The following is a 23653-nucleotide window of genomic DNA, read 5'->3' as shown; positions in this document are numbered from 1 at the left end:
TCATTTTATGAACAGAATGCGTCCTGCATCCAAGTGGCGAGTGTGGGGATTGTGATAAATTGGAGCTGTCCACGCTCAAGGTACTCCTAGGTTACTTCAAAAACGTAACAAACAGTAAAACGCGGTGTGATGCAGGCTGCCGGGGTGGCCAGAGCATGTTATCTTATAAGCCTTTCTTTTTAGTGGATACGGAGCCTTCATGGCGGTGAGAAAGATCCTGCTGGGTGTAACTGGCGGTATTGCAGCCTATAAAAGTGCCGAACTTGTACGCCTGCTGAAAAAATCTGGCCACGAGGTAAGGGTTGTTATGACCCGTGGCGCAGAAGCTTTCGTGACGCCCCTTACCTTCCAAGCGCTCAGTGGCGAACCGGTTCGTACCTCGCTGCTGGACCCCGAAGCGGAAGCTGGCATGGGGCATATAGAGCTGGCGAAGTGGGCCGACCAAGTGGTGGTCGCTCCTGCTTCTGCCGATTTTATTGCGCGGCTTGCTCAGGGCATGGCTGATGACTTGCTAACAACCGTATGTTGCGCAACAGAGGCCTCAATTGCTGTAGCGCCGGCTATGAACCAGGCGATGTGGAACAACCTGCGCACGCAGCGCAACATTCGCCTTTTGGGCGAAGATCCTCAGATAACACTCTGGGGCCCGGATCAGGGCGAGCAGGCCTGTGGCGATAACGGGCCTGGGCGCATGCTTGAACCCGCAGTGATCGCGAGGATGTTAGAGGGGGTGAGCTCTGGAGGGCTTGCAGGCAAGCGTGTGGTGATTACGGCCGGCCCAACCCGCGAGCCTATAGACCGGTGCGTTACATCAGTAACCACAGCTCTGGCAAGATGGGCTACGCGTTGGCGGTTGCAGCCAGAAATGCGGGTGCCACGGTTGTTCTGGTTAGCGGGCCTGTCACTTTGGCGGCTCCCGCCGGAATCGACATTCGCAATGTTGTGAGTGCCGCCGATATGCTAAAAGCATCCTCGCAAGCCGTTGATGAAGGTTGTGATCTGTTTGTGGCGACCGCCGCAGTAGCAGACTACCGGCCAGAGAACTGTGCCAGCAACAAAATAAAGAAATCCAGTGAAGTCATGTCGCTGCCGCTGGTGCGCAACCCGGATACGTTAGCGACCATTGCCGGGCGCTCGGACGCCCCTTTTACCGTGGGCTTCGCAGCGGAAACCTCAGACGTTGCCCACTACGCCAAAGACAAAATGCAGCGCAAAAACTTACGTATGATTGTTGCCAACGACGTGTCTGCTCCTGGTTTGGGATTCAATAGTGACAATAACGCTGTCACGGTATTCTGGGCGGATGGGCAGGAAACTATAGGGCCGGACAGCAAGCAAATTATTGCGGAACGCCTCGTAACGTTAATTGGTAACCACCTGAAGCAGGGATAACATGAGCAGTAAAAAACTACAGGTACGCATTCTTGATGACCGGATTGGTAGCCAGATCGCTTTTCCCGAATACGCGACTGAAGGCTCTGCTGGCCTGGACTTGCGAGCTTGCCTTGATGAGCCCTTGACTCTGGAGCCAGGGGAGACGCAACTGATCCGTACCGGGTTATCCATACACATCGCTGATCCGTCACTGGCAGCCATGATCCTGCCTAGAAGTGGGCTGGGTCACAAGCACGGTATTGTGCTGGGTAATTTAGTCGGGCTGATCGATTCTGACTACCAAGGCGAGTTGATGGTGTCGTGCTGGAACCGAGGCAAAACCGCTTTCACCATGGAAGTGGGGGAGCGAATAGCTCAGTTGGTGCTGGTGCCCGTGGTTCAGGCAGATTTTGAGGTGGTTTCCGATTTTGATGCAAGTAGTCGGGGCGAAGGCGGCTTTGGCTCTACAGGCACTCGATAATCATCAGACCTTTAACGCAGAAACCTGAGGCGGCGTCTATACTTTGCCGATATGTACTTGTATAGAACAAAAAAGATAATTGCAGGGTGAACTATGAAGCTGGGTAAAAAGAAAGCTCCCGAGACGCCGGTCGAGGAGCAGCAGTCTGGTAAGGCTGAAAATAAAACGAAACCCCGTACTTCCGCAGGCTTAAAGCTGAAGCAGCTTGGCTCGACGGCGTTAAGACAGGCTCTGGTGATTTTGGTAGCCGGATTGGCTGCTATTGCTCTGGTGCAGTTTCTGGTTTTGCAGCCAGCTGCTGAAAAGCGCACGAGTGTCTGGATATCCGTTGAGGCCGATGCGGCTGCTCAGCGCATAAACCAGTACCTTGCGCTGATGCAGCAGAGCGTGAACGGTCTGGCAACCCAGCCCCATGTTGTTGATGCATTGATGGAGCGTGCCGATACCGGTGCCGTTGAACAGAGCTTGGCGACTGCTTTGCCCGGTATTCAGGCGGCGTTCCTGTTTCCCTATCGCCAGATTCCACGAACCGGAAACGGAAACGCTCTGCTTGGGTTTGCGGGGCTTGAGCTGGTGCGCCGTGCGGAAAGCAGTCAGCCCCTGCACCCGGATGCCTTTCCCCGGGAAAGCCGCTGGTATATGCAGATGGCATCTCCGGTGCGAAATCCCGCCAGTAAAGCCGTTGTGGGCAGTCTTCTGGTGGTCTTTGATGCGTCATTTCTGAAGCCGCTTCTCTCTGTGGTAAATACTCGGCTTTCCGGCGAGCTCGCGTTGGTACAAACCGTCTCCGGAGCATCCCGGACGTTTGTCAGTAATGGCGGTACGGGAGCGAACGTAAGCGCGATAGAAACCCGCGCCCTCGCCAACCCGGACTGGGCCCTCGCCTATAAACCTGGCGTTTTGCCAGGGCCCCCAATCAATATTTTACTGATTGCACTATTGATTGGTGTGCCCTCCCTGCTAGCGGCCATATTGGTGTGGGCATTGCTAACCCGCGCCCAGAAAAGCTTGCGTCATGAGGTGGCTAACCTGATTCAGTGGGCGCATAAGGTGTTTGGCGGTGAACGACAGAAACTACCAGCGTTCCAGTGGGACATGGTGGCCTCTGCTGCGGAGGTGCTTTACAGGCTTTCTCAGGTGGTGGATAAGCGCTTGGCCCGAACTGCAGAAAATGCAAAGCCAAAACCCGGGAAGAATGCAAAGCCTATTGAATCGGGTGATGCAGAGCCATTGTTTCAAGACAAGGAATTACCCGACATAGACATGTTAGACGGTGACGAAGATGTTTTGGGCTTTGGCAGTGGCAACAATGACAGCTCGTTCTTTGCCGGCGGAGAGATGCCGGGGGTTGATGACATGGATGAGTTGGCTGTAGGGATTTCACCAGATATTTTCCGGGCTTATGATATCCGGGGCATCGTTGGCGAGACCCTTTCGTCGCCTATTGTCGAAAGGATTGGCGCAGCCATTGGGTCAGAAGCAATAAGTCGCGGGCTGGCATCTCTATGCATTGGCTACGACGGACGCCACTCAAGCCCTGAATTAGCAGATGCTCTCGCGCGGGGCGTGATGGCGGCGGGCTGCAATGTCGTTCATGTGGGTGCGGTGCCAACGCCAGTACTGTATTTCGCGACCCATCATCTTGAGAACGGATCGGGCGTTATGGTCACCGGAAGCCATAACCCGGCTAACTATAATGGCCTCAAGATCATGCTGGGCGGTGAAACCCTCTCTGGCGAAGCCATCCAGGCGCTATACCAGCGGGTGCAAACCGGTAATCTCGCGGCTGGCCGTGGCACACAGTCTTCTGAAGATGTACGTAGAGCGTATCTTGATCGGATTGTGGGTGATATTGCCGTCGCAGCGCCACTGAAGGTAGTGGTAGATGCCGGCAACGGCATTGCAGGTGAGCTGGGTCCCATGCTGATAGAAGAGCTGGGCTGCGAAGTGATTCCGTTGTACTGCGAGGTTGATGGCGACTTCCCGAACCATCACCCCGATCCGGGCAATCCCGCTAATCTGGCCGATTTGATTGCGAGGGTTAAAGCAGAAGGCGCAGATCTTGGCGTGGCCTTTGATGGCGACGGCGATCGGCTTGGCTTGGTGACCAACACTGGCAAGATTATCTGGCCGGATCGTCTGCTGATGCTATTTGCCCGGGATGTTGTTTCACGAAACCCTGGCGCCGATGTGCTTTACGATGTGAAGTGCAGCCGCCGGCTTGCGGGAGTGATCTCCGAGGCGGGTGGGCGACCCGTTATGTGGAAAACTGGCCACTCCTTGATGAAAGCAAAAATGAAGGAGACGGGGGCGCTGTTGGCCGGAGAGATGAGTGGCCATATCTTCTTCGCCGAGCGTTGGTACGGGTTTGATGATGGGCTTTATTCGGCAGCCAGGCTGCTGGAAATACTGGGCATTGAAGACCGCCACAGTGACGAAGTGTTTGAAGACTTTCCGGAGGATATCAGCACGCCGGAACTTCACGTTGAAGTAACCGAAAGCAGCAAGTTCACCATTATGGAGCAGTTGAGCCAGAAAGGTGAATTTGGTGACTGTAATATCAGCACTATAGACGGCATACGAGTGGATTATACCGATGGCTGGGGCTTGTGCCGGGCCTCCAACACCACACCTATGTTGGTGCTGCGTTTTGAGGCCGAAACAGATGAGGCTTTGGAGCGGATTAAGGGTGTTTTTCGGGCTCAGTTACAGAAGGTGGCACCGGATCTTGTGGCCGGTTTTTGATATCGAACCCGCTACTTTTAGGCACTCTATTTTCAATATTGATTTATTAAGGCAGCAAGATGACGCTCGATCGTGAAACAGCCATGCAGGTGGCAACAGTTCTTAGTCGCGGATTACCGTACATCCAACGGTTTACCGGGAAAACGGTTGTTATCAAATATGGTGGTAACGCCATGGAAAACGAGGAACTGAAGAGCAGTTTCGCCAGGGACGTCGTGCTCATGAAGCTGGTAGGCATTCACCCGATTGTTGTCCATGGTGGTGGTCCTCAGATTGGTGAGCTGCTGGCGCGCCTTAATATTCAGTCCCGCTTTGTGAATGGCATGCGGGTTACCGATGCCGAAACCATGGACGTTGTGGAAATGGTGCTGGGCGGCCAGGTAAACAAGGAAATTGTTTCTCTGATCAATGCTCAGGGCGGCACCGCTATAGGCTTGACAGGGAAAGACGCCAACCTTATTCGCGCTCGTAAGCTCGAAGTGATGGATCGTTCGCCGGAGCTGGAGCGCCCTGAGATTATTGATATCGGGCGTGTGGGTGAGGTGGCGAGTATCAATGTAGACGTGATCGACATGCTCACCCGCAGCAACGTGATTCCAGTGATTGCGCCCATTGGCGTTGGGCCGGATGGCGCCTCCTACAATATCAACGCAGACCTGGTTGCCGGCAAGGTTGCCGAGGCCATGAAAGCCGAAAAACTGATGTTGCTGACCAACGTATCCGGTCTCAAAAGTAAGGACGGCAAAGTGCTCACTGGCCTCACCGCGCAGCAAGTGAGTGACCTGATTGAAGACGGCACCATTCACGGCGGTATGCTGCCAAAGATCCGCTGCGCATTGAGCGCGGTGGAAAATGGTGTCCGAACGTCGCATATTATAGACGGACGAGTCGCTCACGCGTGCCTTCTGGAAATCTTTACTGACGAGGGTGTTGGTACCCTGATTTCCCGTAACTGACGGCTGGCTTGAGGATTTTCCGGATGAAGCGTTTGCTCACAACGTTGATAGTGGCAACTTTGCTTGGCTTTGCTGCATTCAAGGCCGGGGTTTGGTGGCTGATGGATCAGCGCATGGCAGAAGCGCGTCAAGTGCTTGGCGGAAGTGGTGTACTTGAGCGGGGCAAAATAGGTTCCGGAGTGGAAGGCCGTCTGGTTTTGTCCGGAGGCTACTGGCAAGATTTTGAACTGACTCAGCCTTTGGCAATCGGCCGAGCAGAATTTGAAACCGGCTCTCCCATCGCTCTGTTGAAGGCACTTTTGGACCCCAGCGACCTGCCTGCCAGATGGTCGCTGCAGGCAGAAGGCTTGGCGCTGGTGCTTGAAGCAACCATGTTCCGCAACTGGGTAACGGCAGACGGAGCCAGGGATAGCGAGCAGGCGCCTCTCTTTGCGTTTTCCTGCGCGCCGGATCCTCGTCAGCAGCTTGGCAGTGGGGACTTGTTGCGCATGGGGGTTACCCGCTTGGCCGGCGAGCTTATCCTGAGGCAGACCCCCGATCGCATCCATCTTGAATTGAATTCGGAAAACACGGGCAGCCTGGAGCTGATTTGGCCGGGTGCACGTGTCCATCTGCTATCACCTGAAGCGACACTCACTAGCTCAAGCCAGCCCATTACGGTGACACTCAGAGACGGTGGCCTCATGCGCCGGGTCGCAGCCTACTGTGCCAGGGAAGCTGGCGTGGAAACGTCCCAATGGGCGGGGCGCACACTGAAGGCTTTCGAGATGGGGCTAAAAGCTCGCGGTTGGCGTGCCAGTGAACAGTTGCTAGCCTTGTACCGGCAGTGGCTGCTGGAGGGCGGAGAAATAACCGCGTCAGTGCGGCTGGGTTCAGAAACACTCGGCATTCCGGTGCGTTCCGAGGATGAAAATGCGGATGGTTCCATGGCCTGGACACTGGAATATAATGGCGCCATGGTTCCCGATGTTTTTCTTCGGAAGGTTGAGCGAATTGCCAGCGAGCCTCCAAAAGAAGCCCTTGTGCCGGTGGTGCCCCGCGAGAACCCAGAGGTAACCCGTTGGCACACCGAAGATCTCGAACAGGCAGCAACATGGGTGGGGCGCAAGGTTCGGGTGACACTTTCAAATGGCAATGTTGTTGAAGGCCGTTTGGTGGGTGTTTCTGAACGGGAACTGGAGGTTGCCCGCACCGTGGCAGGAGGCGAGGTAGCTACCCGATAGCTGTGCGCGCGATTACATCGTTTGAAGTGTGGCGCCGCGGCCAGACACAATAACGTTTACGCCAGCCGAGGAGGCACCATGCAGCACTCCCCCGACGAGACTAATAGCCAAGCAAGTGCAAACAACGCCAGCACTGTGCCGGGTGTGCGCGACATGCTAACAAAGCTGATTTCGTTGCCTTCTATAAGCAGTGCATCGGCTGAATGGGACCTAAGCAACGAGCCGGTCGTGCGAACCCTTGGGGAGTGGCTAGAAACCTTGGGGTTCCTGGTTGAGGTTTTGGCTGTGCCCGAACAGCCGGGTAAGTATAACCTGATAGCTACCCTGGGCAGCGGATCTGGCGGTTTGGTACTTGCTGGTCACACCGACACGGTGCCTTTTGACGACAAACGCTGGCAAAGCGACCCTTTTACCCTGACTGAGCGGGACAACCGCTGGTACGGTCTGGGCACCTGCGATATGAAGGGTTTTTTCCCGCTCGCAATCGAAGCTGCCAAGGCCTTTTCAGCCTCCGATCTGAAGCAGCCCTTGATTATCCTCGCCACAGCGGATGAGGAAACTTCCATGAACGGAGCGAAGGCGCTAGCCGAGGCTGGCAAGCCGAAAGCCCGTTATGCGGTCATTGGTGAGCCCACCAGCCTCCGGCCTGTGCGTATGCACAAAGGCATTATGATGGAGCGGTTAACGTTTGAGGGCCAATCTGGCCACTCTTCGGACCCAGGCTTGGGCCGCAATGCTCTAGAGGGTATGCACGAGGCCCTTGGCGAACTCCTGGCCTTGCGTGCAGATTGGCAGGCGCAGTACAGCAACCCGAATTTTGACGTGCAGGTGCCAACGCTTAACCTTGGCTGCATACACGGTGGCGATAATCCGAACCGCATCTGCGCAAAGTGCGAGCTGCACTTCGACCTGCGCCCGTTGCCCGGAATGAGCATGGAAAACCTGCGCCAGGATATTCTGCACAAAATACAGCCGTTGGCTGAACGACGTGAACTGATCATGGAGTTTGAACCGCTGTTTGAGGGCGTTCCGCCATTTGAAACGCCGGCAGACGCCGCATTGGTTCAGGCCTGTGAGGCGCTTACTGGCCACACAGCGCATGCGGTCGCGTTTGCGACTGAGGCACCTTGGCTGCAAAAGCTTGGCATGGAAACCCTGGTTTTAGGCCCAGGGTCTATCGATCAGGCTCACCAGCCAGACGAATTTATAGAGCTGTCTCAGCTAGAGCCCACGGTAAAAATCCTCAGGGGTCTTATTCGGCAGTTTTGTCTCTGAGTAAATTGGCTCTCGCATAAAAAACGCACTGGAGAACAACACTTGAAATCGAACGGCTGGTTGCATTCATTTCGCCATTCATCGCCCTATATCAATGCCCACCGCGGCCGTACGGTTGTGTTGACCATTCCGGGCGACGCCATTGAGCACGAAAACTTTATCAATATCATCCACGACATCGCACTGCTGAGCAGCCTGGGTGTGCGTTTGGTGGTTGCCTTTGGCGCTCGCCCACAAATACAAAACCGCATGGATAATGCAGGCTTGGAGTCGTCGTTTGCCCGCGGCCTGCGAATCACTCCAGAACATCATTTGCCGCTGGTTATGGAAGCGACCGGTGGTTTGCGGGCGATCCTTGAAAGCCGATTGTCCATGGGGTTGGTGAATTCGCCCATGCACAATGCCCGCATCCGCGTGAGCAGTGGTAACTACGTAACAGCGAAGCCGGTTGGCGTGCTGGACGGAGTCGATTTCGGTTACACCGGCAAGGTTCGGCGAATTGATGTGGCGGGCATTGAGAAACTTCTGGAGCAGGGGCACATTGTCTTGCTACCGCCGCTGGGATACTCGCCCACCGGGGACACCTTCAACCTCTCGTATGAAGATGTAGGTAGCCAGGTAGCGGCGGCTCTGCAGGCGGAAAAGCTGATCGTCTTTATTGATGATCAGGGATTGCTTGAGCAGGATGGTTCTTTGATTCGTGAGCTTTCAGCCCGACAGGCCCCTGAGCGGCTGGCAGATGGAACCATCACCGGGCACGATGCAGATCTCCTGCGTGCCGCCTGTGATGCTTGTGTGAAGGGCGTGAGGCGAGCGCATATTATTAGTTATGTAAACGACGGCGCGCTGCTGGAAGAAATGTTTACCCGGGACGGCGCAGGAACGTTGGTGAGCGGTGATCACTATGAACAGCTCAGACAGGCTCGTGCAGAAGATATCGGCGGAATTCTAGGGCTAATTGAGCCGCTGGAAGAGCAGGGTATTTTGGTACGGCGGTCGCGGGAAATGCTGGAAACTGACATTGAACACTTTGTTGTTGCCGAGCGTGACGGAACCGTTGTTGGTTGCGCCGCGCTGCATAACTACCCAGACGATGGCGCGGGTGAGCTCTCCTGCTTTGCAGTGGATTCGGCCTATCGCCGCGCCGGTCGTGGCGATGAGATTCTTTTAATGGTCGAAAAGCACGCCCGCAGTCAGGGTATCCAGAAGCTGTTTGTGCTCACCACACAAACCGAGCACTGGTTTCGGGAGCGAGGCTTCCAGCCCAGCACCGTTCAGGCATTGCCCGGCCCCAAGCTTGCTACTTATAACACCCAACGCAACTCAAAAGTTTTCTTTAAACCGCTCTGAGAGATCTTGTAGCGCTTGCCGGCGCTGTTTTTCGGGTTGTTGGGAAAGCGCCTCCACGGCGCGGTAAAACTCGGGAAAATCGTAATGGGATTGCTTCAGTAACTGCCGAAATGCAGGCACGTACTGATTGTATTGCGAAAACAGGGCAATACGGGCGTTGTTGAAAGCCACGGGCGCGGCTCCAAATGGTCCGTTTTCGCGCCCTCCGCTGCTTTTTAGCAGCCTGCTATAGCTTTTATTGAGTTCGTCAAAGATGCGTTGTTTGCGCTTACGAAGGCTGTTTTCAGAAAGCACGTTGTGCTGCCGGTACAGCTGTTCCAGTTCAGCGCTAGCGGATTTTGTCAGATCGTGGGTTTTGTTGCGCAATTCAAGGCGGGCAAGTGCCTGTTGGAAGGCGGATGGATCGCCTTGCTTTGCCAGCCATAGCCTAAGGCCTTCCAGTTCAACGGCCGTGGCAAAACTCTCGTTAAAGGCCGTATCTCCTTTTATATAAACCACCCGGTGAGCCAGTTCGTGGAATATCAGGCTACCATGGGATCATTGTCGAGATTGGTAAAGCCGGAGTGAAGCGGATCGTCAAACCAGCCCAGTGTAGAGTAGGCCGTGACACCGCCGATAAACGTATCATAGCCTTTGGTCAGGAAGCGCTGCTCCTCTCGCTGGGCATCTTCAAGATGAAAATACCCTCGGTAGGCTTGGCAGCCAAGAATCGGGTAACACCACTGGTGTGGTTGCAGAGAAAACTCTGGCACTGCCACAAGGCTAACCACCACCCATGGGTGGTCAAGTGCCACGTAGTCTGTAAATGCGTCTCCCGGAGCCAGTCCTAGGCGCCTGTCTGCAAAGTGCCGGGCCTGGCGCGAAAGTATAAGTTTGTGGCGCAGTTCAGGGGATGTCGTTTCGCTGGCTATAAATCTGTCCACTGGTTTGCCTGCCATCGTCAAGGCGAGGTGGCCGCGAATGGCTTGAGTGTAGTAATTGAAGGTGCTGCACCCACTCAGCAGTGTTATCAGTAGTAAAACTGTATATATCTGACTAAGCTGTTTCATAGGCTACTATGTTGGGGCCTTGCTGGAACTGTGTTCATAACTGGTCGCTATAGTACACTCAAGATTGCACGTGTAAGCACCGCCTTTTCTTATAACCGCAGGTGACAGTGCACTATATTATATTCAGGGGCGTTAGTTGCTAGCAGGCCTAACCTCGATCCCTGCAACTTTGCGCAATGTTAGGTAGTTCATGGATCCGAGAGAACGTCGACAAAGCCCGCGGAAACCGATCAAACTTGCTGCTCAGGTTGATTTGGGTACAGGCGAATCCTGGCCCTGCCAGATTGCGGATTTTTGTGCCGAGGGGATTTTTGTCCGCTATTCCGGTGAAACATCCCGCAAGCTTGATCAGGCTTTTGCGTTCGCTACGCCACCTGAGTTCATTGTGCGTTTCCGGAGTGCAGACGGAAAGCGCCGGCACGAGCTTCACGTGAGTATTGCCCGGCGCATTGACGGCGCCATGGGTGTTAACTTTACGCGTACCAACCCGGAAGCTGTTGCTGCGATGCTGCAGCAGTGTGGCGGCTCTAGTAATCAGGAACGCGCCTCGTTGCGCGCGCCGAGTGAACGTGTGCAGTTTGTTCTGCACCAGTCTGCGCGCGCGGTTGTCCAGCATATAGAGCCGCTGATGGATGCCTGCTTTGCGCAAATGGCCTCCACGCTTAAAGAGGCGGCGCAGAAGGCTACGAACGACCAGCAAGCAAATGAACTAATGGACTACTCGTGTCAGATCCAGGCCCGCCAGCGTGTCATCTGGCACCAAATCGCTCGCAGCCTTGAATCTCCTCTCAAGCCGGCCCCAAAAGGTTTTCCCGGTTCGGAGCTATCCGTTGTAGACAAGGGGGAATTCGAAGACTGGCTGACAATCCGGGTTATGGTCACAAAGGCCGACACCCAGTACCGGAAAGAGCTGCTGCAGCTCAAGCTACGTCTGGATAAGCTGGGCATTGCCAACGCAACCGGGCATCACAACCCGCTTGGCCCGTCGCTTGTGTGCGAAGCGTTCCATGCCGGGCTAAGCCAGCTCAAGGCCTCCAGAGAGGTAGAGAAAATCTGCCTAAAGGTATTTGAACAATCGGTTCTACATCACCTGGGCCCACTCTACCAGGAATTAAACAATATCCTGATTCGCCATGGCGTGTTGCCGGAGCTGGATCTCAGCAAGTATCTGAGTGAGCAAACCTCTGACAGCTCGCAGAACAAGCCGGCATCAAGCCAGGCCCCACCCGCCAAACACGAGGGTGACTCAACGTCCGCGCCAGCGCCAGCGGAACCAGAACAGCCGCACCCTGGCGGGGCAGGTGCGCCGACGGAACCTTCCGCAAGCCGGGATAAAGGTGTCGACAAGACGCGCGCCGGCAGTGAGTTTCGGAACTATGCCCAAGCTGCACATACAGCGTTTGCAACCGTACGAAACTTGCTTGGGACGCTTGCGGTCAGCCGCGCAGCGCGAGGTGATTCCGAGCCTGCACCCTTTCCCGTTAATGCCCAGCCAATGTCTTCTGGCGAGTTACAACGCGAACTTCAGCAGCTGCAGGCAGAACCCGTTGATACGGAAAGCAATGTTATCCCGTTAAGGGAGCGAGTGGTTGGGAAAGTCCGTGCCGGTGGTGCTAAAAAGCTCGATGAGGAGCAGCAAGGTACGCTGGACGTGGTAGATCAATTTTTCAACTCTATTACTGACAGCCCGAAACTCAGCGAATACGCCCAAAAGCGGATGCGCCAACTTGAAGTTCCGGTTTTGAAAGTTGTGATGCGCGACCCCGCATTTTTTGATGATAAGAACAGCCCGGTTCGGGGTGTGATGAATCGGCTGGCCCAGCTTGGCGTTAAGGGTGGGCGCCTGAACCCTGTCGTTCAGCGACGCATTGATGAGCTTATCCAGCGCATAGCGACAGAGTTTGAGCAGGATACCGGGGTTTTCGAGCAAACGGTTCAGGAGCTCGATGGCTTGATTGACCGCCAGAACCTGGTGTACCGACGCAACGTTGAGCGGGTAACTGCCGCTGCAGAAGGCGCCCAGAAAGTCGCCGAGTCCAAGACGGCGGTTGCAGAGGTACTGAACCGGAAGCTGGCAGGGCGTAGCATTCCCAAAGCTGTTCTTAGCCTGCTAGACGGAGGTTGGCGGGATCTGTTGTCGCTGACCTGGATCCGCCAAGGGCCTGACAGCCAAATCTGGCAGGATTATCTGGCTGTGATTGACTCCTTACTGGCGTTTGCAGCAGACCGAGACAGCACAGTGAACTTGCCGGAGTTACTGCGGGTTATTCAGGATGGGCTGGCGTCTATTTCCAGCAATCATATGCCGTCCTCTCAGATACGCGACGAGCTCAAGCAGTTTTTGGTGCGCAGCCCGGAGAGTCCGGCAGAAATGGTTGCCATGCCTAAGGTGCAGCCAGCCAAAGGTCTTAAGCAATCGCTGTCAGAGCGCGAGCAGCGCAGCCTGCAGCGTTGGGTAAACCGTGCCCAGAGGCTGCGTACGGGCGACTGGCTGCGGGATCAGGAAAAACCTGATGAGCCGCAATATATCCGGCTGGTTTGGGTAGCCCGAGGGTTCAGCCGGTTTGTGTTTGTAAACCACCAAGGCATGCGAGTGGTGGAGCTTGAACTGGAGGCCCTGGCGCGGCAGATGCGTAAGGGCATCATCGTGCCCGATAGTCAGTACGAGCGCCCGTTGGTGGATGAAAGCATCGACCGCATGGTGCGTAAGGTCTACGACCAGTTATCCTGGGCCTCTACCCACGACGAACTGACCGGTCTTCTTGGCCGTCGTGAATTTGAGCGCATGCTCGATCAGCAGCTGGCACGGCGCGAAGATGAGCGCTCTTTGCTTAGGCTGGATTTGCGTAAATTCCGCTTGCTGAATGACACCGCTGGCTACCAGGCCGGTGACGACGCACTCAAGCGTGTGGCTGATGTGCTGCGAGGCCTTGTCGGTGACGGAATGCCTTTGGCAAGACTTGCAGGGAATGAGTTTGGCATGCTTGTGCCGGCTGAAAACGCAAATGATGTGGCACGCAATCTGATTACTGCTGTAGAAGCAGCCGAATTTGTTTATGACGGCCGTAGCTACCGGTTGTCTGCCAGTGTTGGGGTTGTGCCTGAACTACCTGGCCTGGTCAGCGCTGAGCGCTGGTTAAGGGCGTCTGAAGAAGCTCTGGGTGTTGCCAGGCACAAAGGGCATGGCAAGGTGGCAGAGTACTCTCTGGGGGCCGATGACCAGGCCCGCCAGGAGCAGATAGCTGCCAAGGTTGCCAGCCTGGGCGACCTGGATGAAGAGCGCATGTTGTTGCGTTGCCAGAAAATTATACCGTTGCACAGTCGCACTACAATGGCGCCTCAGTACGAAGTGCTGATTAGCATGTACGACGATGCCGGCGTGCTGATTACAGGCCGGGATTTTGTTCGCATGGCCGAGCGGTATGACCGTATGCAGGCTGTCGATCGTTGGGTGGTGGGGCATATGCTGGACTGGTTACGGGTGCAGGCGCCGGATCCCCGACACTTGGGTGGCGTGTGTATTAACCTTTCGGGTTATTCCCTGAACGATCAGTCTCTGCTTGAGTATATCTACGAAAAACTGAGCGAGAAAGACGCGCCCATCGAACGGTTATGGTTTGAAATAACTGAAGCTTCGGCAATAAACGACGTGCAGGCAGTGGCAGACTTTATCATCGAGATGAAAGAGCTGGGGTGCAGATTTTGCCTCGGGAACTTCGGTAGCGGCCCCAGTTCGTTTGAATTCATGCGCTCGCTTCCGGTTGACCTGATCCGCATTGACAGTGCCTTTACAAGCCAGCTCAGTACCAGCGAAACCGATCGAACCATGGTGCAGTCCATGGTGGATATGGCGCACTACATGGATCGAGAAGTGATTGCTGGCCAGGTTGAATCCCGCGACGTTCTGGACACACTGAGGCAGCTGGGAGTGGATTACGCTCAGGGTTTTGTGATCGAGAAGCCCCGTTCGCTCGACAGTCTTACCTGATCTTTTTCGTTTTTCATCCAACTTCTGGCGTGCTTCATTTATGTCAAAACGACACCCTATTATTGCGGTTACCGGCTCATCTGGTGCCGGCACAAGCACCACCGGGCAGATTTTTCGACGCATGTTTGCTAATGAAGAGCTGACAGCAGCCATGGTCAGTGGTGACAGTTTTCACCGCTATAACCGTGAGCAAATGGCGCGCCTGGCCGCCAAAGGACAGTTTGGTGAGCGTAACCATTTTGCTTTGGCGGCCAACCATATCGATAAGCTGGAAGCGCTGTTTTATGACTACGGCCATTCCGGAAATGGCCGGTATCGCCAGTATGTTCACGACGAGGATCGAGGCCTGCAAGCTGAGGGGCACAAACCAGGCACATTTACAGCTTGGGGGGCGTTGCAACCAAATACGGACCTTCTATTTTATGAAGGCCTGCACGGGGCGATTGTAAGTGAGCAGTATAATATTGCTCAGTATGTGGATTTGCTCATTGGTGTGGTGCCCATCGTAAACCTGGAGTGGATCCAGAAAATACACCGGGATACCCATCAGCGGGGTTACAGTCAGGAAGCCGTGGTCGCAACGATCATCAATCGAATGGATGATTATGTTCACGATATTGTGCCGCAGTTTTCACATACCCATATCAACTTCCAGCGTATTCCTCTGGTGGACACGTCCAACCCGTTTGTGGTCCGGGATGTGCCTACGGAAGATGAAAGCATGCTGGTGATCCGCTTCCGGGATGCCTCTGAAGTAGATTTTTCCTACCTGCTGCAAGCAATACCAAACAGTACCTTGTCACGCCACGACACTCTGGTCATTCCAGGGCCAAAAATGGCGCTGGCCATGGATCTGATTGTAAGGCCCATGGTGCAGCGCCTGATCGCACAAAAAGCGTTTGCCTGATTTTTTCGGGCAGCGTTATTCCATGTTACGGGAGTAAAAAATCTCCAGCTTTTCGCGCTTCAGGCGGTCTTCTATAGACTGAGCAACCTCAGGGTCCAAGTCCTCGGCATTCTCGCCGAATACATGGTTATCGAGGTTGAACTCTTTCACCATCATTTTGGTATGAAAGAGATTTTCCTGGTAAACATTCACATCGATCATCTGGTAAGCGTTCTGCGTATCTTCGGTCAGATAGTTCTGGATCGAATTGATATCGTGGTCAATGTAATGCTTTGTGCCGTCTACATCGCGGGTAAAACCGCGCACTCGGTAATCAACCGTAACCACATCGGAATCGAAACTGTGAATCAGGTAGTTCAACACCTTCAACGGCGAAATCAGGCCGCAGGTGGACACGTCAATGTCGGCGCGAAAGGTGCTGATGCCTTCATGGGGGTGGCTTTCCGGATAGGTGTGCACTGTCACATGGCTCTTGTCCAGGTGAGCCACAATGGTATCGGGAAGCGGGCCGGGTGACTCTTCGTTGTCTGGCTCTTCACCTCTGGCCAACTCATGTTCGGCTATGAGCATGGTAACCGATGCCCCATGGGGCTCGTAATCCTGACGGGCAATATTGAGAACATTAGCGCCGATGATCTTGACCACATCGGTCAGGATCTGGGTAAGACGTTCGGCGTTATACATCTCGTCGATATAATCAATATAGCCTTCGCGCTGCTCTTCGGTCTGCGCGTAACAGATGTCGTAGATATTGAAGCTCAGGGATTTGGTCAGGTTGTTGAAACCGTGCAACTGGAGTTTTGGTTCCATGCTCAGCCCCTCCGATTTGTGGAAATGAATGACGGCAGAGCGGCAATTTCACGCTCTGCGGAGGCCGCCACCGACTACTGACCAGGTTGTTCACCTTTCGCGCAGGCCGGCGGAGAAAGGGCGGTATTATGCACGCCCCATCGGGTATTGAATAGTGCTGTGAGCAAGGCTTAATCCGCGATGCGGATTTCGTGGCTGTGGCTGATTTTCACGCCTGCTTTTTCTAGCATGATCGAAGCAGAGCAGTACTTCTCGGCAGACAAGCTTACGGCGCGCTTCACTTGGCTTTCCTTTAGGTTGTGGCCGGTTACCACGAAATGAAGATGGATCTTTGTGAATACCGAAGGCACGGCATCTGCCCGCTCGGCTTCCAGTTCGGCGTGGCACGCGGTGACCTCTTGGCGGCTCTTTTTCAGGATGCTCATCACATCAAAAGATGAGCAGCCCCCAAGACCCATGAGCAGCATTTCCATGGGGCGGGGCCCCAAGTTTTCGCCGCCGTGATCGGGTGGTCCATCCAGCTGTACAGAGTGCCCGGTGCCGCTGGTAACCCGGAAGCTGGCGTTGCCTGTCCAGTCGACGGTTGCTTTCATGAAGGGTGTTCTCCTGTTGTACAGGGGCGGGTGTTGGCCAGCCCGGAAATAAACGGATGGGGCAGAATGCTAGCACAACCTGGGTTGCCTGACAGTTGGCGGCACATGTCCGGGATACATCTTGTATACTGTTTCCAGTTGCTCGAAGCAGGCCTTCTTGCTATAAGTTGCTCTGTTTTGTAGCAAAAACAAACGAACCCGCAGGGAAAGCCGGGTGAACAACAAACATCGGAACCCGCCAGTATTTGAGGAGGCACGACTCGCACTATGGCCACTATCGTCAAGCCGGTTGAGCAAAAAACCAAGCATCTCGACTATTTTCTTTCGCAGTGTCATCGCCGCCGGTATCCGGCTAAGAGCACCATTATTTACGCAGGTGACAAGAGCGATTCCCTCTTTTACATCGTTAAGGGCTCTGTCACGGTTATCATCGAAGACGATGATGGCCGTGAGATGATCATGGCCTATCTCAATGCCGGAGACTTTTTTGGCGAGATGGGGCTGTTCGACAATATGGATTCCCGCAGTGCCTGGGTGAAGGCTAAAATCGAATGTGAAGTGGCTGAAATCAGCTACCCAAAATTCCGGGAAATTGCCCAGCAGGATCTTGGGGTTCTTTACTTTATTGGCGAACAGATGGCCTCACGGCTACGCCAGACTACCCGTAAAGTTGGCGACCTGGCATTTTTGGATGTAACCGGTCGTGTGGCTCGTACGTTGCTGGATTTATGCAAAGAGCCAGACGCCATGACACATCCGGATGGCATGCAGATCAAGATTACCCGTCAGGAAATTGGCCGCATTGTAGGCTGCTCTCGCGAAATGGTTGGCCGGGTGCTTAAAACCCTGGAAGACCAAGGGCTTGTTATGGTGAAAGGTAAAACCATGGTGGTTTACGGGACTCGCTAAGGGCGGATAAAGCTGCGTACCGCACTAGCAACGGCGTCTGGCTCTGTAAGAGGCGCCCAGTGCGGTGCATTTATCTGCTCCCGTGTAAGTTTGCCCGCCCACTGGCTGAGCTGGACGAACAAGTCTGCGCCCACATAGTTATCTTGCTTCAGAATGATTAACTGCACCGGGCAGATTGCGAACCTTGGTTGCGGCCTGAGCAGACGGGGCAGGAAGTTAGCCCGGTACAATTGCACGCCAAAACGCCCGTCATCCTTTTGTAAACCGCTGAAGCAGGCATCTTTAACCCCCTCCCGTTTCTGCAGTAAGATTGGCCATTGCTTATCAAGGCCCAGGCGCCAAACGGCTTCCGGTATGATTGGTAATTGAAACAAAAAAACGTACCAGGATCTAAGTAGTTGCTTGGCAACCTTGGCTGAACCGCCACCGGTTAGTTTTGAAGCCTGCACCCTTAACCAGGCCCCGACATGATCGAGACAGGGGCCAGAAATAGACGTAAAGGAAAGAATGCGCGCCTGCAGTGGGCCGGAGCCCACAGACTCCCAGCTCTGTATTGAGCCCCAATCGTGGGCGAGTATATGAAACCGGCGGCCCGGCAATAACTGATCCACGACCGCTTCGAGATCCCCAGCTAGAAGCGATAACCGGTAGTCTCGCGTGCGAACCGGCTTGTCGGAAAGGCCAGCACCTCGGACGTCGTAGCGCACGAGAAAGAAATCTGGCGCCAGAGCGTCAACTACTTTGTCCCAAACGCGATGGTTGTCGGGGTAACCGTGAACCAGAACCAGAGGTATGCCCTCTGGATTCCCTTCGGTCACAGCATGCAGGGAGATTTTTCCGCTGGTGACACGGTGAGTACTGAACGTCATTGCAGGCCCGTGATCAGGAGTTGAACGGTTTATGCAAAGAAGCTTACCGTTCTGAATCTGGAGTGGCTGTGGCCAAAAGGGCCAGAAGCCGGTCTGGTTGATCAGTCGACAATGGCGACCGATTTAACCTGCATCCAGACTTGCTGTCCGGGTTCAATGGCCAGGGTGTGCACGGACCGAGTCGTAAGGCGTGAGAGAAAAGGGGTTCGTCCTGCCAGCAGTCGCACCATGGAGGTTCCCGGGCTGACCTCTGGGGCGACTTCATCTACGGTCGCGGGCAGTAGGTTCTGGATGCTTTGGTCAGTCTGTTTGCTCAGGGCCAGGCTGATATCTCGTGCGAGCACTTGTAGCCGAATGTGTTGCCCTATTGCCAAACCGCGATCAGCACGCAGCCAGAGGTGGCCTCCTGCGAAATCCGCGCGCCACAGATGCCATCGCTCATCACGCTCTGAAAGAGTGGCATCAATGATCACGCCAGCGTCTTCCTCAAGCCCAAAGGGTTGGTCCGTGCGCGCCATGATCTGTTGCAAAGGGCCCTGGGCAACTACTCGCCCCTTGTCCATCATCACAATGTGGTCTGCTAACCGTGCAACTTCCGCGGTGGAGTGGGAAACATAGAGCATGGGTATGGCAAGGTTGTCGCGCAGGGCTTCAAGGTAAGGCATTATTTCCTGTTTGCTGTTGTGATCGAGTGCAGACAGGGGTTCGTCCAACAGTAAAAGCTTGGGGCTGGTTAGCAAAGCGCGGGCAATCGCGACCCGCTGGCGTTCACCGCCCGAGAGTTTCTCCGGCATGCGTTCTAGCAGGTGGGGGAGCCCCAGCCATTCAACGGCCTTATCGAAGGATACCTGGCGCTCGCTTTGCGGAATGCGCCTGTACCCGTACATCAGATTGCGTTTTACCGACAGGTGGGGGAACAGGCTGGTTTCCTGAAACACATATGCAAGAGGCCGCTTGTGAACAGGGCGGCTGCTGCTCTTACTCGCACCCTCACTCTCACTCTGCCATTCATCACCATTAACACGCATGACTCCGTCAGCAGCTTGCAAGCCCGCCATGCAGCGCAGCAGCGTTGTTTTGCCGCAGCCCGAGTGACCGAACAGTGCGGTGAGCCCGCTACCTGGTAGGTCCAAGTCGACATTCAGTGTAAATGCCCCAACGCTGCAGGCGAAGCGTGCCTGTATGCCGGTTGTCGCCATTATTTCACCAGCCCGGATTGGAGCCGACCGTTGAGGGAATAGAGAGTTACAAGCACCACGAAGGAGAAAACAACCATGCCCGCAGCCAGCCAGTGGGCCTGAGTGTATTCAAGGGATTCTACATGGTCGTAAATGGCTACCGAGAGCACCTTGGTTTCACCGGGTATGTTGCCGCCGATCATCAGCACAACACCAAACTCGCCAATGGTATGGGCAAAGGTGAGCACACCGGCAGTGAGAAACCCCGGCCGGGCCAAAGGAAGTACGATGGAGAAAAAGCGATCCCTGGGTGAGGCCCGGAGCGTAGACGCGACCTCAAGAAACTGTTGGTTGATGGATCCAAACGCATTTTGCAAAGGCTGAACGGTAAACGGCAGGGAGTAGATGACCGATGCAATCACCAAACCCTCGAAAGTGAACGGCAATAAACCCAGTCCCAGCTGCTCGGTGAGTTGGCCAACCATACCTTTTGGTCCCATCAGTACCAGAAGGTAAAACCCGAGAACCGTGGGCGGCAGCACCAATGGGAGCGCGACAATCGCCGCAACAGGTTGTCTTATCCAGTGATTACTGCGTGCGAGCCACCAGGCGATGGGTGTTCCCAGCACCAACAATATGGCGGTGGTAAAGCCTGCAAGTTTCAGGGTGAGCCACACTGGCTCCCAATATATATCCATGGTGTCGGCCGGGTTACGTCTCAGTGTTCGGTTTCATACCCAAATTTCTCAATAATTCCCGTGGCTTTGTCGCTGCGCAGAAACTCAAGCCATTGGCGAGCAGCGTTTTTATTTTCGCTGCGGCTCAGGAGGATAGCTTGTTGGTTGATGGGGGAATAGTAGGATTGCGGAATCATCCAGAGAGAGCCGCCTTTCTCATCCCAGGCACGCACCTGCGAGAGCGCGACAAAGCCAGACTGAGCGTTGGTGGTGGCGACAAACTGAAAGGTTTGGGCAATGGAGTCGCCACGCACCAAACGGCTCTGCAACGATTCCCAGACACCAAGTTCGGTGAGCACTTCCTGAGCCGCGAAGCCGTATGGCGCGGTTTTGGGGTTCGCAATTGCCAAGCGCGCAAACTCGCCGGATTCAAGCCAGGTCTTTGGATCTTCAAACGTTCCGGGTACCGGGCTCCAAAGCGCCAGTTTCCCTCGGGCATAGGTGAACCGAGTACCCGTCACGCCTTGGCTGTTCTCCTCAAGCAGCTCCGGGCGGCGACTGTCGGCGGCAAGAAACACGTCAAACGGAGCGCCGTTGTCAATTTGTGCGTACAACTTGCCAGTGGAGCCATAGCTCGCAACAGCTTCCAGCCCGGTAACGTCAGAAAAGGCGGTAATCAGGTCACGGGCAGCATCGGTAAAGTTGGCGGCCACCGCAATGCGAACATCGGCGGCGTGAGCCATGTTGCTGAATACCAGCAGTAGGCACAGGCGAGCTAATTGGGGACATTTCTCAAGCATCAAGTTTATTACCCGTGGCAAGCAGCGATAACACATGCTCTCGGACTTCTTCAGTATTGGTTTCATTCAGCATCTCGTGTCGGCCGGCTTTAAACAATCGCAGACTTGTCTCCTGGACGCCGACCTTACGAATACCCTGAAAGTGTCGGGTGACACCTTTGCCCATTTCCCCTACCGGGTCGTCTGAGCCGGAAAACAGGTGAACGGGAGATCCTTGCGCCAGCTCGAAGGCTTAATCGTAAGCATACCCTGAATGAAATCGTGCCACAGCCCTGTGGTGCATTCGAATCCACAAAGCGGGTCCGACACATATTGGTCGACTTGGGCAGTATCCCGGCTGAGCCAGTCGCAGTCGGTTCGGTTGGGGCGGAACAGGCGGTTGAACTTGCCAAAGGTCATTCTGGCAATGGTTGGGCTTCTGTGGTGAGTGCCGTATAGCCACCTAATGCCGCCAATCAACGCTTTGGATGCACGTAGCTGGGGGTGAGGAATGCGATTGGTGGCGCTGAGTATCAGGCAGTCAAGCGAGCCGGGATGCTGTTGTGCGCAGCTCTGGGCTATGAACGAGCCCATGCTGTGCCCAAGCAAAACCAGAGGAATGTCAGGGAAGCGTTCCCGGGTATCGATTAGCACTCGGTTCAGATCGTCGACCACCTTTCCCCAGCCGCCAGCATCACTGTAATGGCCAAGCTGGTCTGGCGGGCATTCAGGGCCGTGGCCCCGATGATTAAAGGTAACAACGGCAATATTGCGATCGGCCAACCAGCGTGCGAAATTTTCATAGCGCCCGGCGTGTTCCGCCATGCCATGGGAGATTACCAGGGCTGAACGAGGCGTATTTGGGCAAAAAATTGAGCCTGTTATAGCGTGGTTATTCTGGCTGTTCAGGCTTAAGAGCTGCTCTTGCATGTTGTGATCCGGAAGCAGGTGGGGCCGGGCGCACCCACTCGGGCGGTTTCCAAAGGTGGCTTAACCGTGACACTAGTGTACCCGGGCGGGCCATGTCGCGGAACAGATCCACGTATTCGTGAGTCCAGAGTACAAACAGGTTGTTGGAAGGTGCCGGGCGGGTAATGCCGTATTCAACAGGTTTTCTGGCGTCTTCACCGGTAAAGGTTCCAAATGCGCGATCCCAGATAATCAGGGTGCCGCCAAAATTACGATCAATATAACCCGGGTTACGGCCATGATGAACACGATGGTGGCTCGGGGTGTTGAATACCTGTTCGACCCAGCTTGGCAGCTGCGTGACCAAAGTGGTGTGAACAAAGAACTGATAGACCAGAGACAGTGCGTAGGTGATGCCTATCCATACCGGATTAAAGCCCAGCAGAGCCATGGGCAGATAAAAGGCCCAGCCCCCATTGAATATGTTGGTGGCGTTCTGGCGCATCGCTGTGGAGAAGTTCATCCGCTCGGAGGAATGATGAACCACGTGGGCGGCCCAGAACCAACGCACGCGGTGGCTGGCGCGGTGCATCCAGTAGAAGCAAAAATCCACGCCCAGGAAGGTAAGTAAGCCGGTGAGCCAGTTCAGCTCCAGCTCAAAAAGACGGTAGTGGTAGCACAGTGCGTAAACCGGAAAGGCAATGATGCCGGCAAACAGTAGTTCGGTGGCTTGGTAGCCCGCGCCCAAGGTAAAGTTCCGGATGGCTTCCCGGGCATCCATCAGCTTCGGGTTGTGCCGTATTTTCAGGTATTCAAAAGCGGTTACTGCAAGAAAAACCGGTGTTGCAATAACAAATATAAGTTGTCGCTCATCCAGCGCCAGCCATGGCGACACTGCCTGCCAGAGAGCCAGCAAGCCACTTTCCTCAAGTACAGCTAACATCATGTTCGTTAGTGACATACGGCTCCCCCTTTTTAGATGCCGCTGTATCTTGGCACGAACTTTCGGGGCGGGGCAGTCGTATTACGCCATCATAAGTAGCGATTTACGCCACAGGGCTACCGGTAGTCAGTGTATATTTTATTGAGCACCTGCAGCTGCGGCTGCCACTGGGTGAGCCAGGTTTGTATTTCCTTGGGAATTCGCGCCGGCTTTGGCCAGGGTACCGGGTAGGCTTCTGGCTGGAATAGCGGTGCGAAAAGCGCAGCGGCTGACAGGTCTGCGCGAGAGAACGACTTGCCCGCCAGAAATGGCTGCTGGCTGTACGCTTCCGCCAGCTCGATGAGCAAGTCTTCCATAACTTTCCGGGATTCTTCGGCGGTTTTCTCGTTGATCTTCATCCATTTCCGCATAACTTCATTTACTCGACTGAACGTCAGGCTAAGCAGAATACGATTGTAAAAGGGCGTGCCCGCAGTAAGCAGTGGCACCACAATTTTCGGGCGCTGCAGGAAATGGTGATAGGAATAACAGCGAACAGCGGGGCCTGCCTCTTCATCCAGGCGCTTCTCCCATGCCAGGGCTTGAGTCTTTGTAGCTTCATCCAGCGGCGTAAGAGGCTTGTCAGGGAAGATTCTATC

The 23653-nt window shown here is 54.8% G+C and carries 21 protein-coding genes and 1 pseudogene; 10 read left to right on the top strand and 12 right to left on the bottom strand.

Translation table 11 applies throughout. The features are described from left to right. Positions 1-199: 199 nt before the first annotated feature. From coaBC to argA, 7 genes and pseudogenes are all read left to right on the top strand, one after another. Positions 200-1392 (top strand): annotated as a pseudogene (gene coaBC / locus BCA33_RS02800) (bifunctional phosphopantothenoylcysteine decarboxylase/phosphopantothenate--cysteine ligase CoaBC). 1 nt (position 1393) lies between these two features. Next, positions 1394-1855: a dUTP diphosphatase gene (gene dut, locus BCA33_RS02795; RefSeq protein WP_071263338.1), complete on the top strand. Its 462-nt coding sequence runs from the start codon at positions 1394-1396 to the stop codon at positions 1853-1855. A 93-nt stretch (positions 1856-1948) separates the two neighbouring features. Continuing rightward, complete coding sequence (locus BCA33_RS22510) at positions 1949-4600, top strand: phosphomannomutase/phosphoglucomutase (protein WP_071263336.1); 2652 nt, start codon at positions 1949-1951, stop codon at positions 4598-4600. 59 nt (positions 4601-4659) lie between these two features. Further along, a complete protein-coding gene (gene argB, locus BCA33_RS02785) occupies positions 4660-5556 on the top strand; it encodes an acetylglutamate kinase (protein ID WP_071263335.1) in 897 nt (298 codons plus the stop codon). 23 nt (positions 5557-5579) lie between these two features. Further along, a complete protein-coding gene (locus BCA33_RS02780) occupies positions 5580-6779 on the top strand; it encodes an LSm family protein (RefSeq protein WP_254774129.1) in 1200 nt (399 codons plus the stop codon). Positions 6780-6857: 78 nt separating this feature from the next. Further along, positions 6858-8054, top strand: coding sequence for an acetylornithine deacetylase (gene argE / locus BCA33_RS02775; RefSeq protein ID WP_071263334.1), 1197 nt, complete (start codon positions 6858-6860; stop codon positions 8052-8054). A gap of 42 nt (positions 8055-8096) precedes the next feature. Continuing rightward, positions 8097-9404, top strand: coding sequence for an amino-acid N-acetyltransferase (gene argA, locus BCA33_RS02770; RefSeq protein WP_071263333.1), 1308 nt, complete (start codon positions 8097-8099; stop codon positions 9402-9404). Here argA and BCA33_RS22645 read toward each other — a convergent pair. Next, a complete protein-coding gene (locus BCA33_RS22645; RefSeq protein ID WP_368087207.1) occupies positions 9378-9902 on the bottom strand; it encodes an aminopeptidase in 525 nt (174 codons plus the stop codon). The genes argA and BCA33_RS22645 overlap by 27 nt on opposite strands. A gap of 23 nt (positions 9903-9925) precedes the next feature. Beyond that, positions 9926-10327: an aminopeptidase gene (locus BCA33_RS22640; protein WP_368087206.1), complete on the bottom strand. Its 402-nt coding sequence runs from the start codon at positions 10325-10327 to the stop codon at positions 9926-9928. A 316-nt stretch (positions 10328-10643) separates the two neighbouring features. On the opposite strand from BCA33_RS22640, the gene BCA33_RS02760 reads away from it, so the two are divergent. Together BCA33_RS02760 and BCA33_RS02755 are read left to right on the top strand one after the other, a co-directional pair. Beyond that, the gene (locus tag BCA33_RS02760) at positions 10644-14441 is read left to right on the top strand and encodes a DUF1631 family protein (RefSeq protein ID WP_071263332.1); all 3798 of its coding nucleotides are present in this window, start codon (positions 10644-10646) and stop codon (positions 14439-14441) included. A 40-nt stretch (positions 14442-14481) separates the two neighbouring features. Further along, positions 14482-15348, top strand: coding sequence for a phosphoribulokinase (locus tag BCA33_RS02755; RefSeq protein ID WP_071263330.1), 867 nt, complete (start codon positions 14482-14484; stop codon positions 15346-15348). A 15-nt stretch (positions 15349-15363) separates the two neighbouring features. Here BCA33_RS02755 and speD read toward each other — a convergent pair whose 3' ends face one another. Next, complete coding sequence (gene speD, locus BCA33_RS02750) at positions 15364-16158, bottom strand: adenosylmethionine decarboxylase (protein WP_071263328.1); 795 nt, start codon at positions 16156-16158, stop codon at positions 15364-15366. 170 nt (positions 16159-16328) lie between these two features. Continuing rightward, entirely contained in the window at positions 16329-16751 is a 423-nt protein-coding gene (locus BCA33_RS02745) for an OsmC family protein (RefSeq protein WP_071263326.1), read from the bottom strand. Between the two features lie 267 nt (positions 16752-17018). Here BCA33_RS02745 and crp point away from each other — a divergent pair, with 267 nt between their 5' ends. After that, positions 17019-17660 (top strand): cAMP-activated global transcriptional regulator CRP, encoded by a 642-nt coding sequence (gene crp / locus BCA33_RS02740; protein WP_071263324.1) that lies wholly within the window; start codon positions 17019-17021, stop codon positions 17658-17660. On the opposite strand, the gene BCA33_RS02735 is transcribed toward crp, so the two are convergent. The 8 genes from BCA33_RS02735 to BCA33_RS02705 form a co-directional block, all read right to left on the bottom strand. Then, positions 17657-18529 carry an alpha/beta fold hydrolase gene (locus BCA33_RS02735; protein ID WP_071263323.1) on the bottom strand — a complete coding sequence of 291 codons (873 nt, stop codon included), beginning with the start codon at positions 18527-18529 and terminating at the stop codon, positions 17657-17659. The genes crp and BCA33_RS02735 overlap by 4 nt on opposite strands. Positions 18530-18630: 101 nt before the next feature. Further along, positions 18631-19728: a molybdenum ABC transporter ATP-binding protein gene (gene modC, locus BCA33_RS02730; protein WP_071263321.1), complete on the bottom strand. Its 1098-nt coding sequence runs from the start codon at positions 19726-19728 to the stop codon at positions 18631-18633. Continuing rightward, positions 19728-20405: a molybdate ABC transporter permease subunit gene (modB, locus tag BCA33_RS02725; RefSeq protein ID WP_071263320.1), complete on the bottom strand. Its 678-nt coding sequence runs from the start codon at positions 20403-20405 to the stop codon at positions 19728-19730. Before modB ends, modC begins: the two co-directional genes overlap by 1 nt. Positions 20406-20425: 20 nt before the next feature. Beyond that, complete coding sequence (gene modA / locus BCA33_RS02720) at positions 20426-21184, bottom strand: molybdate ABC transporter substrate-binding protein (protein WP_071263318.1); 759 nt, start codon at positions 21182-21184, stop codon at positions 20426-20428. Then, positions 21177-21350 carry a hypothetical protein gene (locus BCA33_RS21180; RefSeq protein WP_254774128.1) on the bottom strand — a complete coding sequence of 58 codons (174 nt, stop codon included), beginning with the start codon at positions 21348-21350 and terminating at the stop codon, positions 21177-21179. Before BCA33_RS21180 ends, modA begins: the two co-directional genes overlap by 8 nt. A gap of 5 nt (positions 21351-21355) precedes the next feature. Next, positions 21356-22093, bottom strand: a complete 738-nt coding sequence (locus tag BCA33_RS02715) for an alpha/beta fold hydrolase (RefSeq protein WP_254774127.1) — start codon at positions 22091-22093, stop codon at positions 21356-21358. Beyond that, positions 22056-23033: a sterol desaturase family protein gene (locus BCA33_RS02710; RefSeq protein ID WP_071263316.1), complete on the bottom strand. Its 978-nt coding sequence runs from the start codon at positions 23031-23033 to the stop codon at positions 22056-22058. Before BCA33_RS02710 ends, BCA33_RS02715 begins: the two co-directional genes overlap by 38 nt. Before the next feature lie 98 nt (positions 23034-23131). Continuing rightward, positions 23132-23653 (bottom strand): glutathione S-transferase family protein (locus BCA33_RS02705; protein WP_071263314.1); only part of this gene is annotated, 522 nt, incomplete at its 5' end.

This window comes from Marinobacter sp. AC-23 (assembly GCF_001858325.1).
In the GTDB taxonomy this organism is placed as follows: domain Bacteria; phylum Pseudomonadota; class Gammaproteobacteria; order Pseudomonadales; family Oleiphilaceae; genus Marinobacter.
Note: the sequence above shows the minus strand (reverse complement) of the source record. Positions and strands in the feature narration are given on the sequence as shown.

Excerpts from the sequence above, each read along its gene's own strand:
- modB (WP_071263320.1), bottom strand. The coding sequence starts at position 20,405 with ATGGATATATATTGGGAGCCAGTGTGGCTCACCCTGAAACTTGCAGGC.
- BCA33_RS02710 (WP_071263316.1), bottom strand. The coding sequence starts at position 23,033 with ATGTCACTAACGAACATGATGTTAGCTGTACTTGAGGAAAGTGGCTTG.
- argE (WP_071263334.1), top strand. The coding sequence starts at position 6,858 with ATGCAGCACTCCCCCGACGAGACTAATAGCCAAGCAAGTGCAAACAAC.
- dut (WP_071263338.1), top strand. The coding sequence starts at position 1,394 with ATGAGCAGTAAAAAACTACAGGTACGCATTCTTGATGACCGGATTGGT.
- BCA33_RS21180 (WP_254774128.1), bottom strand. The coding sequence starts at position 21,350 with ATGGGCAAAGGTGTCACCCGACACTTTCAGGGTATTCGTAAGGTCGGC.
- modA (WP_071263318.1), bottom strand. The coding sequence starts at position 21,184 with ATGCTTGAGAAATGTCCCCAATTAGCTCGCCTGTGCCTACTGCTGGTA.
- speD (WP_071263328.1), bottom strand. The coding sequence starts at position 16,158 with ATGGAACCAAAACTCCAGTTGCACGGTTTCAACAACCTGACCAAATCC.
- BCA33_RS02760 (WP_071263332.1), top strand. The coding sequence starts at position 10,644 with ATGGATCCGAGAGAACGTCGACAAAGCCCGCGGAAACCGATCAAACTT.
- crp (WP_071263324.1), top strand. The coding sequence starts at position 17,019 with ATGGCCACTATCGTCAAGCCGGTTGAGCAAAAAACCAAGCATCTCGAC.
- BCA33_RS02780 (WP_254774129.1), top strand. The coding sequence starts at position 5,580 with ATGAAGCGTTTGCTCACAACGTTGATAGTGGCAACTTTGCTTGGCTTT.
- BCA33_RS22510 (WP_071263336.1), top strand. The coding sequence starts at position 1,949 with ATGAAGCTGGGTAAAAAGAAAGCTCCCGAGACGCCGGTCGAGGAGCAG.
- BCA33_RS02735 (WP_071263323.1), bottom strand. The coding sequence starts at position 18,529 with ATGACGTTCAGTACTCACCGTGTCACCAGCGGAAAAATCTCCCTGCAT.
- modC (WP_071263321.1), bottom strand. The coding sequence starts at position 19,728 with ATGGCGACAACCGGCATACAGGCACGCTTCGCCTGCAGCGTTGGGGCA.
- BCA33_RS02755 (WP_071263330.1), top strand. The coding sequence starts at position 14,482 with ATGTCAAAACGACACCCTATTATTGCGGTTACCGGCTCATCTGGTGCC.
- BCA33_RS02745 (WP_071263326.1), bottom strand. The coding sequence starts at position 16,751 with ATGAAAGCAACCGTCGACTGGACAGGCAACGCCAGCTTCCGGGTTACC.
- argB (WP_071263335.1), top strand. The coding sequence starts at position 4,660 with ATGACGCTCGATCGTGAAACAGCCATGCAGGTGGCAACAGTTCTTAGT.
- BCA33_RS02715 (WP_254774127.1), bottom strand. The coding sequence starts at position 22,093 with ATGCAAGAGCAGCTCTTAAGCCTGAACAGCCAGAATAACCACGCTATA.